The sequence below is a fragment of the Flavobacterium sp. HTF genome, from assembly GCF_003105115.1.
GTDB lineage: Bacteria > Bacteroidota > Bacteroidia > Flavobacteriales > Flavobacteriaceae > Flavobacterium.
Genome location: NZ_QETH01000044.1, coordinates 21,580 through 37,352 on the forward strand (window position 1 = coordinate 21,580; position 15,773 = coordinate 37,352).

9 protein-coding genes are annotated in these 15,773 nt (G+C 34.6%); 5 read left to right on the forward strand and 4 right to left on the reverse strand.

Going from position 1 to position 15,773, the window contains the following annotated elements:
* Positions 1-40 precede the first annotated feature (40 nt).
* Both DCO46_RS13830 and DCO46_RS13835 read right to left on the reverse strand, forming a co-directional pair.
* The gene (locus DCO46_RS13830) at positions 41-1,435 is read right to left on the reverse strand and encodes a sialate O-acetylesterase (protein ID WP_116753106.1); all 1,395 of its coding nucleotides are present in this window, start codon (positions 1,433-1,435) and stop codon (positions 41-43) included.
* Entirely contained in the window at positions 1,425-2,519 is a 1,095-nt protein-coding gene (locus tag DCO46_RS13835; RefSeq protein ID WP_116753107.1) for an SGNH/GDSL hydrolase family protein, read from the reverse strand. Before DCO46_RS13835 ends, DCO46_RS13830 begins: the two co-directional genes overlap by 11 nt.
* A 190-nt stretch (positions 2,520-2,709) precedes the next feature.
* On the opposite strand from DCO46_RS13835, the gene DCO46_RS13840 reads away from it, so the two are divergent.
* Positions 2,710-3,219: a C40 family peptidase gene (locus DCO46_RS13840; protein ID WP_116753113.1), complete on the forward strand. Its 510-nt coding sequence runs from the start codon at positions 2,710-2,712 to the stop codon at positions 3,217-3,219.
* 77 nt (positions 3,220-3,296) lie between these two features.
* Here the strand turns inward: DCO46_RS13840 and DCO46_RS13845 are convergent, their stop codons facing one another.
* Positions 3,297-3,710 carry a DUF1573 domain-containing protein gene (locus DCO46_RS13845; RefSeq protein WP_116753108.1) on the reverse strand — a complete coding sequence of 138 codons (414 nt, stop codon included), beginning with the start codon at positions 3,708-3,710 and terminating at the stop codon, positions 3,297-3,299.
* Positions 3,711-3,873: 163 nt separating this feature from the next.
* Between DCO46_RS13845 and DCO46_RS13850 the strand changes: the two genes are divergently transcribed.
* Genes DCO46_RS13850 through DCO46_RS13860 form a run of 3 tightly spaced genes read left to right on the forward strand, consistent with a single transcriptional unit; the run spans position 3,874 to position 6,637 of the window.
* A complete protein-coding gene (locus DCO46_RS13850; RefSeq protein ID WP_116753109.1) occupies positions 3,874-5,136 on the forward strand; it encodes a sensor histidine kinase in 1,263 nt (420 codons plus the stop codon).
* On the forward strand, positions 5,133-5,816 hold the full coding sequence (locus DCO46_RS13855) for a response regulator transcription factor (protein WP_116753110.1): 684 nt from the start codon (positions 5,133-5,135) through the stop codon (positions 5,814-5,816). Before DCO46_RS13850 ends, DCO46_RS13855 begins: the two co-directional genes overlap by 4 nt.
* A 56-nt stretch (positions 5,817-5,872) precedes the next feature.
* A complete protein-coding gene (locus tag DCO46_RS13860) occupies positions 5,873-6,637 on the forward strand; it encodes an MBL fold metallo-hydrolase (RefSeq protein WP_116753111.1) in 765 nt (254 codons plus the stop codon).
* 1 nt (position 6,638) lies between these two features.
* On the opposite strand, the gene DCO46_RS13865 is transcribed toward DCO46_RS13860, so the two are convergent.
* Positions 6,639-8,843, reverse strand: a complete 2,205-nt coding sequence (locus DCO46_RS13865; protein WP_116753112.1) for a B12-binding domain-containing radical SAM protein — start codon at positions 8,841-8,843, stop codon at positions 6,639-6,641.
* Positions 8,844-8,997: 154 nt separating this feature from the next.
* On the opposite strand from DCO46_RS13865, the gene DCO46_RS13870 reads away from it, so the two are divergent.
* Positions 8,998-15,773 (forward strand): hypothetical protein (locus tag DCO46_RS13870; RefSeq protein ID WP_133244608.1); only part of this gene is annotated, 6,776 nt, incomplete at its 3' end.

The following is a 15,773-nucleotide window of genomic DNA, read 5'->3' on the forward strand; positions in this document are numbered from 1 at the left end:
CATAAAATGCGAAAAAAATCTAAAATCTAAAATCTACATTCTAAAATTCCGTCGTAAAACAAGAAGCCGGCAAATTCACCTTATTAAACAAATCTGACTGAATTGTATTTCCCCATGCAAACCTCACTTTTGCTGGATTTGCAACTTTTTTACTTGTCAAAATCACTTCATTATTTTTTATCGAAGCTTCGGCTGGATAAAAAGCTCCATCTGCTCCAGCCACTTCAAACTGATTCGAAACTTTATTCGCAAAATGCAATCCGTCAGCATAATCAAATGAAACAACAACTTTATTTTTTTCAATCTTAAAATCTCTATAAAGCGGACCATTTACCAAATCCGAATTTAGTCCCGAGGCTTCGGGATAAGTCTCGGCAAGTGCCAAATTAGCCAAACGAATTCCAACCGATTTTTTATTCTTTGGATGAATATCAATTGTATCTGAAATATCAGAAGTCAAAACCATTCCGGTTTTTATAACTTCATTTAAGATTTTTCTTTGGGAATTTCGAACTGTAACATTCGAAAAATTATTGCTTCCTGTTTTATATGGCGCAATCTGGACATAATAAAAAGGAAAATCATCTTTCCATTCTTTTCTCCAGGAAGTGATCAAAGCTCTTAAAGTTTTATCATAAACCAAAGACCCCACATTCGATTCTCCCTGATACCAAAGGGTTCCGGCTATTTTAAAGCCAACGATTGGATGAATCATGGCATTATAAGCACGTCCCGGTTGTCTTGGCCCGTATTCCTGCTCGTTGAGTTTTTTTGCATTTTCTAATAAAAGAGAATCACTATTAACCACATCTTCCGGCATCCAGATTTCAGCCGGAGTTCCGCCCCAGTTGGAAGAAATCAATCCGATGGGTACATTTTTTAAATCTTCGCGAAGACGTTTGGCAAAAAAATACCCAATCGCACTAAAATATTTCATGGTTTCGGGGGTCGATTCTGTCCAGTTTCCCAATAAATTATTTTGTGGAGTTGTGGCGGTTAATTTCGGAACGGTAAAAAAACGAATGTTCGGATTTGTCGCGTTTTTCATTTCTTCCTCACCATTCTCAATTCCCCAGCTTGCCGACATTTCCATATTAGATTGCCCGGAACAAAGCCAGACTTCTCCAATTAAAATATTTTTTAAAACCACTTCATTATACCCTTTTATAGAAATCGTAAAAGGCCCGCCGGCCTCCTGAGTTTTGATTACCAATTCCCATTTCGCCTGATTATCAGCAACCGTTTTGTATTCCTGATTATTCCAGCCTGAAACTAATTTGATTTCTTCTTTTGGATTTGCCCAGCCCCAAATTTTCACTTCAGAATTGCGCTGCAAAACCATATTGTCACTAAAAATATTCGGAAGGGAAACGTTTGCTATCATAGTATTGGAAATCAACAGAAAGAAAACAAACTTAAAAATATTATTTTTCATGTAGCAAGTTTTTTAAAAATGGAGCATATTCATTTGCCAAAACTTTATGGTCTGCCACATCAGGATGACCTGTGCATCCTTTTGGTGTCATTGGTCTGAATTTGAAAATCCTGATTTCTTTGTGTTTTTTATCTGATTCAAAAGCTGCTTTTACTTTATTTAAGCAATCTTCAAAAACAACTGCTCTTTCACCATTTACCATCGGGCTGTTTGTAATTACAATCTGTGCTTTCGGATTATGTTCGTAAAGCATTTTGATAAAATTGATATAATTCGAAACATATTTTTCGGCATTAAAAGGAAGTCTTTCTTTTTTACCGTCTCCTCCGGAAAAATCATTGGTTCCTAAAGCAATACTGATAATATCGGGCTGAAAAGCAAAATCGTATTTTGGTTTTGAAGCCTCTTTGGTTAAATACAAATTCTGATAAATATCGGGCATTATAGCTTCTTCTTTATTTTCGTCATTCCAGTTTCTGTAAATTCCAATTCCGGAAACACAGCTCATTAAATAATCAGCATCAATTGCTCTTGAAAGTGTCGGACCGTAAGCATAATATCCATTATGATGATCGTAATATTCTCCTTTGTCACAAGGAACATCCGAGTCGTCGCTCGCTGCACCACAGGTAATGGAATCACCGATAAACTCAATTTTCTTTTTCTTTTTTGAAGCAATTGAAGTTAGTTTTGCTGTTGTTCCAACAAACAAAACATTACCACTTTGAGCTTCTGTAGTTTTATAAATAGTCAGATTATGTTCTTTTCTTTTTGAAGTTATTTTTATCGGAAAAGATTGTGCTTCGCCTTTTTCTATTCTTAGTTTTCCAATATATTTTCCATCCAAAACCAAAGAAACATAATTATGATGTTCCCACGCATCAATACTTTGGAGTAAAACTGAACATTCATTTCCGGTAAAATTAAATGAAACCGAAGAGGCAGATCCAATTAAAACTACATTGTTATTTTGAAGTTTTTCGACACGTCCTCTATAAAGAAATGTATCTGTTTTACTTTGTGCTATTGAAACAGCTGAAATCAGCAAAAAAGAAATTATAAATGGTATTTTTTTGAAAAACATAATTTATCTGTTAAAACATAAATGCAATTCACAAATATACCCGAAATAAAATGGCTGAAAAGATACTAAAACATCAAAAAGCAATAAAAAAACACCAAAAATAATTGTCCTTTTTTACCGTTTAGTATTATAGTATTACTTGGATTTAGAAAATTAGCGCAGTATCTTTATGAAACAAATCTCTATTAAAATGAAATTAACTCTTTATCTGCTTTTTTCTATGGGTCTTTTTTACACTTGCACTTCTTTTACAAAAGAAGAAAAAAGCACTGTAGTAAATACCGGAAAAACAAATACATCAATTGAACGGGATTCTATTGTTGCCTACGCCAAAAAATATTTGGGAACTCCTTATCTGTATGCAGGAAATGATCCGAAAAAAGGATTTGACTGTTCGGGATTTGTGAGCTATGTATTTAAGAATTTTAATGTGACTCTGCCACGAAGTTCCAACAGTTATAAAAATCTTGGAACTGCACTGGATCCGGAAGATTTTAAAGTTGGTGATATTTTGGTTTTTTATGGTTATAAAGACCATACAATTGTAGGTCATCTCGGAATTATCTGCGAAGCCAATGGAATGCATTCTAAGTTTATACATGCTTCTTCGGGAAAAGTAAATAGTGTTACGATTACCGATCTGGATACGGAACATTACACCAAACGTTTTTATAAATGCATTGATGTTTTATCTAAATAACAACTTTCGTTTTAAACATAAAAAAAACTCCGGACACATTACGTCCGGAGTTTTTCCCTTATAATCAACCTTTTATTTTAAATCACCGTTCCTTTTAATGTAAGGATTTTTGGAGTAGTTTCTGCATTTGTTGTTACTGTTACTGTTTTTGTAAAAGCACCTTTATTGGCTGCATTGTAAGTTGCTGTTACTTTTGCTGATTTACCAGGTAAAATTGGTTCTTTTGTATAATCTGTAGCTGTACAACCACAAGATCCCTGAACATTTGTAATAACTACAGCTGTTTTTCCAGTATTTTTAAATTCGTATACGATTGCTTTTGGAGTTCCCTGTGGAATTTCACCAACATCAATAGTTTCTGCTTTCCAGACAATTGTAGAAGCTGTCGTTTCTGTTTTTACAGCAGAAGCTAAAGATTCTACCGGAGCAATTGCTGAAAAAGACATTAATCCTAAGGCTAAAGCCAACATCGAAATTTTAATAATTTTCATAGTTTTTTATTTAAATGGTTACTGGTTAAATTTTACATTTCAAAAGTACCGAAGATGAAATCAATTGGCTGTTAAGCGGTTTCAAATCTTTGTTAACGACTTGTTAAGGAGTATTTTTAATTTATTTTTTGATTAATATTACACTTTTTAAATCCTGTTTTTCTTGAAAATAAATAAACTTAATAGTATTATCCTGCTTGGATTGGTTGCCATCATAAGTATACTGGTCGCACAATTGCTCTGGACAAAAGAGGCTTTTAACCTGGAACAAAAAAAGCTGAGCCAGAAGGCACATATTGCTCTGTTGGAGGTGGCAAAAAAATTATACGAAGGCACAAACCATGAATTGCCGGCGCAAAATCCTGTTCAGAAAATTGCCAACGATTATTATATCGTAAATGTGGACAATGATTTTGAGCCTGAAATTTTGGAATTTTACCTGAAAACGGAATTCAAAAAAATGAACATCACCACTGACTTTGAATACGCGATGTACAATTGTCAGAGTGACGAAATGATTTATGGAGATTATATCTCGTTATCCAAAAAAGGAAAAGAGAACAAAACAGTATATTTTCCTAAACACAAAAACTTAGTTTATTATTTTGCGGTCCGTTTTCCAAACGAAACAACTTATTTGTTTAGTTCCATGCGCTTTTGGTTTATCCTTTCTACGGTACTGATTCTTATTTTACTGATTTATGTGTATTCGATTTTTAAGCTTTTGCAGCAAAAAAAATATTCTGAACTGCAGCGTGATTTCATTAACAATATGACGCATGAATTTAAAACGCCTTTATCATCGATCTTGATAGCTTCAAAATATTTAATTGAACAAAATCCGATTAAAGAAGACAAAAAACTGCACACTTACACTGATATTATTATCAATCAGAGTCATAAACTTAACAGTCATATTGAGAAGATCTTAAGTATTGCCAAATCTGATTATGTACCTTTAGAATTAAAAACAGAGTCGGTTTTGATTGTTCCAATTCTGGAAGAAACGATTACGAATATTCAATTGAAATATCCGGAAGCTGTAATCAAAATCGACACTAATTCTCAGGATTACCTGATTGAAGCAGATGTTTTTCATTTTACCAATCTGGTTTATAATTTATTGGATAATGCCGTTAAATACTGCAACGAAAAACCCGAAATCCAGATTAGGATTTTGAAAGAAAATCAATCCCTGAAACTGGAATTTGCCGATAACGGAATAGGAATTCCTCCTAAAAAAATCAGTTCCATTTTTGATAAATTTTATCGTGTTCAAAATGAGAAGAGTAACGAAGTAAATGGCTTTGGCCTTGGTTTGTTTTATGTAAAAGAAATTTGTAACTTACATTATTGGAAAATAAACGCCACAAATAATTTAGAAAAAGGCATTACAATAACGCTGACAATTCCATACAAAAAATGAAAAACTTTAAAATTCTATACGCCGAAGACGATGAAACATTAGCATTCCTGACCAAAGATAATCTGGAGCAGAATAATTATGAAGTTACACATTGTTCTAATGGAAAAAAGAGTCTGGAAGTTTTTAAAGAGGAGGAATTTGACATTTGCATTTTGGATATTATGATGCCCAAAATGGATGGTTTTGAACTGGCTGAAGAAATCAGAAAAATTGATATTGACGTTCCAATTATTTTTCTTTCGGCCAAAACCTTAAAAGAAGATCGCATAAAAGGTTTGCGTCTGGGCGCTGATGATTATTTGGTAAAGCCTTTCAGTATTGAAGAGTTATTACTAAAGATTGAAATTTTCCTGAAGCGTTCCCAGAAAAACAGTTTAGACAAAAAATCAATTTACGAAATCGGTAAATATCAGTTTGATACCAAGAACTTTATTCTTTTTAATGAAAATGAGAAAGTGGGCCTTACCCAGCGTGAAGCCGAACTTCTGAAATTATTTCTGGATAATAAAAACCTTGTATTAAAAAGACAGCAAATCCTGAATTCCCTTTGGGGTGACGATGATTATTTTATGGGACGAAGCCTGGATGTTTTTATTTCACGTTTACGTAAAATTTTAGCAAACGAAAAAGGTATTGCCATTGAAAATCTGCACGGAATAGGTTTTCGTTTTATAATGTAATTACGGTTAAAGATTATTTTAAAAAATTCGTATTTTTAATATTAAATTTTTAAGATATGAAACTGCATCATTTACGTAATGCTACTCTGGTTATTGAAACAGAAAAGCATGTCATCTTAATTGATCCTATGCTGGGAAAAAGGAAAACTATTCCTCCTTTTACCCTTTTCCGTTATAAACCGAAAAGAAATCCGCTGACTGCACTTCCTAAAAACAGCCGGGAAATCCTGAGTAAAGTGACGCATTGTCTTATCACACATTTGCATCCCGATCATATTGATAAAGCCGGCGAGGTTTTTTTAAAAAGAAAATCAATCCCGGTAATCTGCAGCATAAAAGATGAAAAAAAACTAACCCAAAGAGGTTTGACAGTAACACAAACACTGGATTACTGGCAGCCAGAAGATTTTCTGGATGGAAAAATTACCGGAATTCCGGCGCTTCACGGTTACGGTTTTGTTGCCAGGCTAATGGGTAATGTGATGGGATTTTTTATTGAGCTTAAAGATGAGAAATCTGTTTACATTAGTTCTGATACTATTTTTACAAATGATGTAGAAAAAGTTTTAACCGAACTTAAACCCGACATTTCAACCGTTGCCTGCGGAACTGCAAGATTAGATTTTGGACAGCCATTATTAATGCGAATGGATGAAATCCTAAGGTTTACAAAACTGGCACCCGGAAAAGTTTTTGCCAATCATTTAGAAGCTTTAAATCATTGTCCGACAACGAGAGAAGAATTAAAAGAGGCTTTGACCGAACATGATCTTTTATCAAAAACTGTTGTTCTTAATGATGGTGAATGTATGGAGTATTAGTTTATAAAACCAACAAGCCAAACTCACGAAGTGTATTTACCGGTTTTGAATACCAAAACAATTCGAAATCCTCTAATTGAGTTTCAAAATCAGTTTTTATTTCCTGAAAAGTATAGTTTTTTGGGTTTGCAACTGTAACTTTTTTCAGTATTTCCACAAGCCATTCCCCTTCATTTTTACTGGTCTGAATCGTGAAACTTTCTTTTTTGTCATGAAAAGTCAGCGACATCATTTCCCAGGTTCTTCCTTTTTTCGATTTTGAAAAAGATTCTGTAAAAGGTTTTCCTCCTAACCAAACCACTTTTGCATTTGGTTTTGTATTAAAGTCATTTACTTCTTCAAGAGCATTAAAAATAAAATCGGGATCTATTTTGGTTTTGGCTATTTTAAAATCAAACCATTCCTGCAATTCATAATCAAAACAGATTCCGTGCATGAAATTAAAAAGCGATTTCTTTAATCCGAAACTGAATTTATCGTGATTGATTCCTGTAGAATCAATATAATCGATATCATTGTTGGCAAAAGTTCCAATTGTTTCTGATTTTTTTGTAACTCCAAACTTTTCAGGGTATAAACCAACCGGACTGTGTGCTGTCATGGCAAACTGATGCCAAAATCCTGACTGAAGAATTCCTGCTTCAAATAATTGACGCACCATTTCGAGGCTGTCTACAGTTTCCTGAACCGTTTGCGTAGGGTATCCATACATTAAATACGCATGAACCATTATTCCTGCTTCGGTAAAATTTCGGGTTACTTTTGCTACCTGCTCTACCGTTACACCTTTATCAATTAATTTTAATAAACGGTCTGACGCCACTTCTAAACCACCGGAAACAGCGATACAGCCAGAGGCTTTTAATAACAGGCATAAATCGGCAGAAAAGCTTTTTTCAAAACGAATATTGGTCCACCAGGTTACGGCTAATTTTCTGCGTAAAATTTCCAGAGCCAAAGCACGCATCAAAGCCGGCGGTGCAGCTTCATCAACAAAATGAAAACCATTCTGACCTGTCTGCTGCATTAAATCCTCCATTCGGTCACAAAGCAAATTGGCCGCCACGGGCTCGTAGACTTTTATATAATCTAATGAAATGTCACAGAAAGTACATTTTCCCCAATAACAGCCATGTGCCATCGTCAGTTTGTTCCAACGCCCGTCGCTCCACATTCTGTGCATCGGATTTACAATTTCGATAACCGAAATATATTTATCCAAAGGCAAATCTGAATAATCCGGTGTTCCAACGTAAGCTTGTTTGTAATCGTGTTTTAAGGAATTGTTTTTGTAAACCACTTCTCCATTTTCTAAAAGAAATGTTCGTTTAAACGAATTGGAATCCGGGTTTTCCAAATGAAAAATTAATTCTTCAATTGGCACTTCTCCGTCATCCAGTGTAATAAAGTCGAAAAACTCAAAAACACGTTTATCAGAAAGTGAACGCAATTCGGTATTTGGAAAACCTCCACCCATCGAAATTTTTATTTCAGGATGATTTTGCTTTACCCATTGTGCACATCTGAAAGCGCTGTATAAATTTCCCGGAAAGGGAACAGAAATCAAAAACAGTGTTGGTTTTATTTCTTCGATTTTATCCTTTAATAATGAAATTAAAATCGAATCGATATAGGTCAAATCTTGTTGTAAGGCTTCATACAATTCATCAAAAGAATTAGCGCTTCGGCCTAAACGCTCGGCATATCGGCTAAAGCCAAAATTTTCGTCAATACATTCTACAATAAAATCTGAAATATCTTCAAGATATAAAGTGGCTAAATGTTTGGCTTTGTCCTGTGTTCCCATTGTTCCGAAAGCCCAGTCGAGTTCTTCTAACTGTGCAAAACGGGAAGCTTCGGGCAGAAAATCTTCCTGACAAATCTGTAATGCCAAAGTCGGATTTTTTCCCTGCAAAAACTGAATTACCGCATCAATTGTTTTGACATATTCATCCTGCAAAGCAAAAATACGTTTGGAGTTATCTGAAACTTCATTTCCAACAACGTCAAACTTTGAACCTGAAACCTGAAATAAATCCAGAAGTCCTTTCTTCGAAAACAACTCCAAAATCACATCAATACCCAAATCTGCCTGAACTGATTCGACATTCTTCGTGTTCAGAAAACCCTTTATATAAGCTGTTGCCGGATACGGAGTATTCAGTTGAGTAAATGGAGGCGTGATTACAAAAAGTTTTGTTTTCAAAAGAAATTATTTTTTTGCAAAAATACGGGATATTTACCTTGCAACAGCAAAAAAAAGGATACAATATAGTTGCAAAAAAAAAGATTGAACTTAATCAATTTAATTATTTTTTAATCAATATTTAACTACTTTTACGACCATCTAAAAGTGCCTTATGAAACAAAAATTACTCTTTATTCTTTTTATCATTATTACCCCTTTATTTGCTCAGAAAACAGAATTAAGCAAAGATAATATTACCAAACTTACCCTTGATAAAACTATATTAATAGAGGATAAACATGGCCATCTAATTCAAAATTTGGAAGAGCAAAAACAATTTTTGAAGATTAGAGAGGAAAGGATGAAAGCAGAAATCCTGGATTTAAAAAAAGTAATTTTAAATTCAAAAGATGGAAATTTAACTTCAAAAACTGCAGCTACTCTTCAAGGAGTAGAAATGTGTACTAATGGAGGTTTTGAGCAATATGAAACTATAAATGGCAACAGTTATCTTAAGAATTTTCTTTGCACAATAGGCGATCCTCCTGGTCCAACACAATGTCAATCGATTAGCAATACTGCCGATTCATACATCAATCGCTATAATCCCAATAATATGGACATTATGGCAACTGGTGTTTCTTCCAATCTGATTGACCCATATATGGGAGACATTAAAGCCTTTGATCAATATGCTCTTAAAATTAATTATGAATATTCCTCTACTTATGGTTCTATTGTTCAGGGCAAAAGGTTTAAAACAAATAATGAAAATTATCTAAAATTTAATTACAAAGCGGTATTACAAAGTGTATACGACAATAGTCATACGGATAATCAGGCTTTTGTAAAAGCAAGGATTTTAGATAAAAATAAGAAAGTTGTCAGTGAATTTTGTTTGGTAGGAGATGAAAAAAATTGCATTTTCAGTAAGGTTCCAAGTCAATATTCTGATTTTGTTACTTTATATACTACCAATTGGCAATCAGGAATATTAGACATATCATCAATTCCAAATAATGAAGAATTTACTGTTGAATTTATGGCTTCAAGATGTGGATTGGGCGGGCATTTTGGATATATGTATGTTGATGATGTTTGTATCTTACATTCTGCAGAAAATTTGCAAGGTTCTATAGAACTTGATCCTCTGAATAAAGTTTGTCCAACTTTACCAATTTCAGTTTGCGGTAATTATACTATTCCTAATTCCGGAGGGATTTCTGCATCGGTAAAAAAAATCACTTTAAATGTTTACGACAGCAATAATGTGTCTGTTTACAGCACATCAACTACTTCAAGCTTAGACACAACAAATAAAAAGTTTTGTTTTACATTAAAAAACAGTGATTTTCCAAATATTACAAATGCTAATTATAATGTAGGCGTACAAATAGATTATAACATTTCCGGAACTTCGTGCTCAGGAACCACATTTGATTCTGCTACAGATCCTGACGCAAATCCAGGCTGGGATGTTTCTTTTTTGAATTGCTCTTCAAGTTGTACTATTAATGTAACAACTGCCAAAATATCGCAATGTGATGCAAACCATGACGGAACTGAAATTTTTAATTTATCTACATTAAATTCTTTAATTGTTCCTTCTACAACAGGTTTAAATTTTAGTTATTTCAAAAATTACAAAGAAGCGGAGTCCAACTTGAATACTATTACCAATTTTGCAAGTTATCCAAGTTCAAGTACTTCTATTTTTGTTAGAGTGAGCAGGGATGCAACTTGCTACAAAATAATTTCTGCCGATTTAGAGGTTAGAAATCCCACAGCAAATATTACAGGTATTCTAAATGTCTGCTCTGGAAGCACAATATTAACTTCTTCTCCAGGAGCTTCATATTTATGGAGTACAGGAGGAACTACACAAAGTATTAAAGTAACTTCGTTAGGAAATTATTCTGTTACTGTCACAGATTCTTTTGGGTGTACCAGCAATGCAAGTGTCACTATCGAACCCAGCCAAACTGCTGTCTCTCCTGTTTTACAGATTACACAACCCTCATGTTTTTCCACTACAGGAACAATAAAAGTAACTTCGCCGGCATCACAATATAGTTTTGATGATGGCGTAACGTGGGAGGCAAGCAACACGAAGAATAATTTATATCCTGGAACCTATTTAGTAAAAATAAAGACCGTAAATGGATGTACTTCTTATTCTGAAAGTGTAACTATTACGGCAGCTTCTACTTTGTATCCAAATTACACTTATACCAATCCTTTATTTTGCGGGGATACCGGCAGTATTATCATTCTAACTCCAGCCGCATACTATAGCTTTGATGACGGTTTGACCTGGGGAAGTAGTGCTACTGCTAACAATCTTTTACCTGCCAATTATAAAATTCGTACCAAAGATTTACAAGGTTGTATTTCGTCGGCAAACAATGTACTCATCAGCAGTACTACGCTTGAAACTCCAATTTATACAATCGATTTACCCGCTTGTACTGTAAAAGGAAGTATTACGATCAATACTCTCTCAGATTTTTACACTTTTGATGGAGGGAACACATGGGTTACAAATAACAAAATGAGTAATTTAGATGCGGGAAGCTATTCTTTAGGAATTAAGAACGCTTTAGGCTGTACTTCCAATTATAGCTATGCTTATTTAAGTGATTTTAAAGATTTTTATCCTACATTTACAACTGAACAGCCCGTTTGTGGCACAGATGGCAGTATTACTATTACTACATTAGCAGATTCCTATAGTTTTGATAATGGTGTAACCTGGACTGGTAATAATGTTAAAACCTTACCTTTTGGAAATTATCAAATAAAAATAAAAAACAGTGCTGGATGTATCAGTGCTGGTAATTACGTTTCTTTATATCAGCCTTACTTAAGTACGCCAATCACTACCACGGAACAGCCAACTTGTGGTGCAAATGGCAAAATCACTATCAATTCATTATCTGATTTTTATAGTTTTGACAATGGTGCAACCTGGACAACTCTAAACTCTAAGTCATTACCTCCCGGCATTTATACCGTACTTGTAAAAAATAAACTTGGCTGTACTTCTTATCCAAACTCTCTTTACTTAAATAATCCATATATTGATACACCCGATTATACTGTAGTTCAACCTACGTGTACAACCTCTGGCAGCATTAAAATAAATACAGTTGCTAATTTCTATAGTTTTGATGGAGGGAACACTTGGGGAACTTCTCCTACCCTAACAAATCTTAATTCATATACATACTACAGCATCGCAGTAAAAAACAGTTTAGGATGTGTTTCTAATTCTGTAGGTGTTTCAATTAATAACCCAAATCTTCCTGATCCTGATTATACATTTACCAATCCAAGTTGCGGAAATATTGGTAATATTACATTCAACACTGTTGCGGATTATTACAGTATAGATTATGGTTCAACCTGGAGTACAAATAATGTTTTTAATAATGTAAGCCCGGGTTATTATTATTTAGCAATAAAGAAAAATAATTGTACATCCAATTATATTTCCATTTATCTGGACACCTCGAAACTGGCACAACCCAACATAACAATTGTTCAGCCCGGATGCGGAACAAAAGGCAGTATTAAAATTAATACTGTCGCCAGTTCTTACAGTATTGATGGGACAAATTGGGTAACAAGCCCTGTTTTTTCGAACCTTTCAGCAGGGTATTATTACCCAATGATTAAGAATGCTAAAGGCTGTGTTTCTAACTACAACTCGCTATGGCTTGAAGAATTTTATCTCCCAGCTCCTACTTTTAAAGTAACACAACCTACTTGCGGGGTTGGAGGAAGTATAACCTTTACTTCAACTGCAACACAATACAGTATCGATGGAGGTAATACCTGGAGTACTAATCCTATATTTAGTAATCTAAGTGCAAACACTAGTTATTATTTAATGGTCAAAAACGCTTCTGGGTGCACCTCTAAATATTATGGTACATCCACTAGTATGCAGGAATATTATTTACCTAATCCGGATTTTACATTAATTGAGCCAACATGTGGCGTTAATGGAAGTATTACTATTGCAACAGTTGCAAGCTCATACAGTTTTGACAACGGTTATAGCTGGACAACTAACCCCGTTCTTTCTGGAATTACTTCGGGTTATTACACCATCATGATAAAAAACGCAAAAGGTTGTAAATCCTATGGTTTGTCAATAAATATCTATCCTTACTATCTACCTAATCCAAACGTAAAAGTAATACAGCCAAGCTGTGGAAATGGAGGGAGTATTACCGTTACAACTCCTGCGGATAAATATAGTTTTGATGGAGGTAACACTTGGACTACAAATCCTATTTTATTAAATCCTGCAAGTACGTCTTATAACGTTCTTATTAAAAATGCAACAGGTTGTATATCAAATTCACAATATGTATACATAAACACATATTATCTGTCTTCACCCAATATAAGTGTTATCCAACCAACATGTAGTAGTCCTAGTGGAACTATAATCGTAAATTCTACTGCAGACCAATATAGTTTTGATGGAGGAACAACGTGGACTACAAATCCTGTAATGAAAAATTTAGCTACCGGCTCATATAATGTATTAATAAAAAACACTTTAGGCTGTACTTCTTCCGGCAGTTATGTCTATATATATAGTCCTCCCTCAATTCCTGCCTCACCCACCGTAAAAATAGTTCAACCTTCTTCGTGTGGCGCCACTGATGGCAGCATCACCATAACTACATCAGCCATGAGTTATAGTTTCAATGACGGAAACAGCTGGACAACAAGTCCTACAAAAATAAATGTTGGGGCTGGTACTTATATTATCAAAATCAAAACAGATTCTTATAGCTGCGAATCAGCAACAACTGTTGTCAATTTGAGTTCTGGCACTACAATTGCGGCTCCAAATTTTACTACTACTCAGCCAAGTTGCAGTTCCTCGAAAGGCTCTATTACTATTACAACTAATGCAGCAACTTACAGCTATGATAACGGATTAACTTATGTTTTTTCTAATACAAAAACAGATCTTTCTCCAGGTACTTATTTCATAAAAATTAAAAATTCAACAGGCTGTGTTTCAAATGCAGCTCCAGTCACGATATCGCCATTATCACCGCTTGCATCTCCTGCTTTTACAGCAACTCAACCTACTTGCACCAATTTGACAGGATCAATTTTAATTAATACGGCAGCCGATTTTTATAGTTTTGATAACGGAATTACGTTTGGAACATCTAATACAAAATCTAATCTATCAGCAGGAACCTATGATTTAATGATTAAATACAATTCGGGTTGTATTTCTCTTGCTGCACCTATAACTATACAAGCTGCACCTGCGATTCCTAACGCGCCACAAGTTGTAGTCACAGACCCAACTGGCTGTAATTCGGCTACAGGCAGCATTATGGTTTCTACGGTTGCCAATTTATATAGTTTTGACGACGGTCTTACCTGGAACACCAGTAATACCAGCAGTTTATCTCCTGGAAGTTATTCTGTCCGAATAAAATACACAAATGGTTGCCCATCTGTTGCATATAAAGCAACCATCAAAACTGCGCCAAATGCTCCTTCAATCCCGACTTTAAATGTTACTCAACCTATTTCGTGCAGTAACCCTTTTGGTTCAATTGTGGTTACAGGTACTTCTTATCAATATAGTTTTGACAATGGTAAAAATTATTCAGCCAATCCAAATTCAGGAAATCTAATAGCCGGAACGTATATGGTCCGCGTTAAAAATAGCAGTGGCTGCGAATCTGCTCCATTATCTATAATTATTAATGCTCCAACAGATTATCCCGGCACTCCGATATTTACAGTTATCCAGCCCGACTGTAATAATCCTAAAGGAAAAATTAGCATTACATCTGCAGCAGCAGAATATAGTTTTGATAACGGAAATACGTGGACAACCACTAAAACTTCGGTTTTTCTGGACCCTGCTGATTATTTTGTTAAAATAAAAAATGCAAACGGATGTATTTCAGAAGCTGCAAAAGTTACTCTATTACCATTTACTCAAGTTACTGCCAATCCTGTAAGTCCGAATTCACAAGCTTTCTGTATTCAGGAAAATGCGACTTTAGCTACTCTGGCAATTACAGGTCAAAACATAAAATGGTATGATGCATTAACAGCCGGAACTCTTTTGCCAAACACTACTTTGCTTGTGGATGGAAAAACGTATTATGCTTCACAAACTATAAGTGGTTGCGAAAGTAAAAGAATTGCTGTAACTGCAACCATTCATAACACACCTGCTCCTTCCGGAAATGCCATTCAGCCGTTTTGTTCCGGTCAAAATCCTGTTATAGCGAACATTGTTGTTAATGGCGTTGCTATAAAATGGTATGATGCAATTACTAATGGAAATCTTTTAACAAATAGTACTAGTTTGCAAAACGGAGTAACATATTATGCTTCTCAAACGCTTAATTCTTGTGAAGGACAAAGATTTGCAGTAACTGTTTCTGTTCAGAATACACCATTAGTTCCTACAGGAGATACAAATCCGAAGTTTTGCAAAAGCGAAAATGCAACTCTAAACAACATTGTCATTAATGGGCAAAATATAAAGTGGTATGATTCAAATACCTCAACTTCTGTTTTACTTAGTACGACTTTATTAGTCAACAATAAAACATATTATGTATCACAATCTATTGGCTGTGAGAGTGACAGGCTCGCTGTGACAGTAAATATTTATGATACTGCTTTACCAAATGCAAATGCTTCGCAAATCTTTTGTATTGACGAAAATGCTTTAATAAGTAACATCATAATTTCAGGAAATGATATAAAATGGTATGATGCATTAACAGCCGGAACTCTTTTGCCAAACACGACTTTGCTTGTGGATGGAAAAACGTATTATGCTTCACAAACTATAAGTGGTTGCGAAAGTAAAAGAATTGCTGTAACTGCAACCATTCATAACACACCTGCTCCTTCCGGAAATGCCATTCAGCCGTTTTG

Excerpts from the sequence above, each read along its gene's own strand:
- DCO46_RS13845 (WP_116753108.1), bottom strand. The coding sequence starts at position 3,710 with ATGAAAATTATTAAAATTTCGATGTTGGCTTTAGCCTTAGGATTAATG.
- DCO46_RS13835 (WP_116753107.1), bottom strand. The coding sequence starts at position 2,519 with ATGTTTTTCAAAAAAATACCATTTATAATTTCTTTTTTGCTGATTTCA.
- DCO46_RS13855 (WP_116753110.1), top strand. The coding sequence starts at position 5,133 with ATGAAAAACTTTAAAATTCTATACGCCGAAGACGATGAAACATTAGCA.
- DCO46_RS13830 (WP_116753106.1), bottom strand. The coding sequence starts at position 1,435 with ATGAAAAATAATATTTTTAAGTTTGTTTTCTTTCTGTTGATTTCCAAT.
- DCO46_RS13860 (WP_116753111.1), top strand. The coding sequence starts at position 5,873 with ATGAAACTGCATCATTTACGTAATGCTACTCTGGTTATTGAAACAGAA.
- DCO46_RS13840 (WP_116753113.1), top strand. The coding sequence starts at position 2,710 with ATGAAATTAACTCTTTATCTGCTTTTTTCTATGGGTCTTTTTTACACT.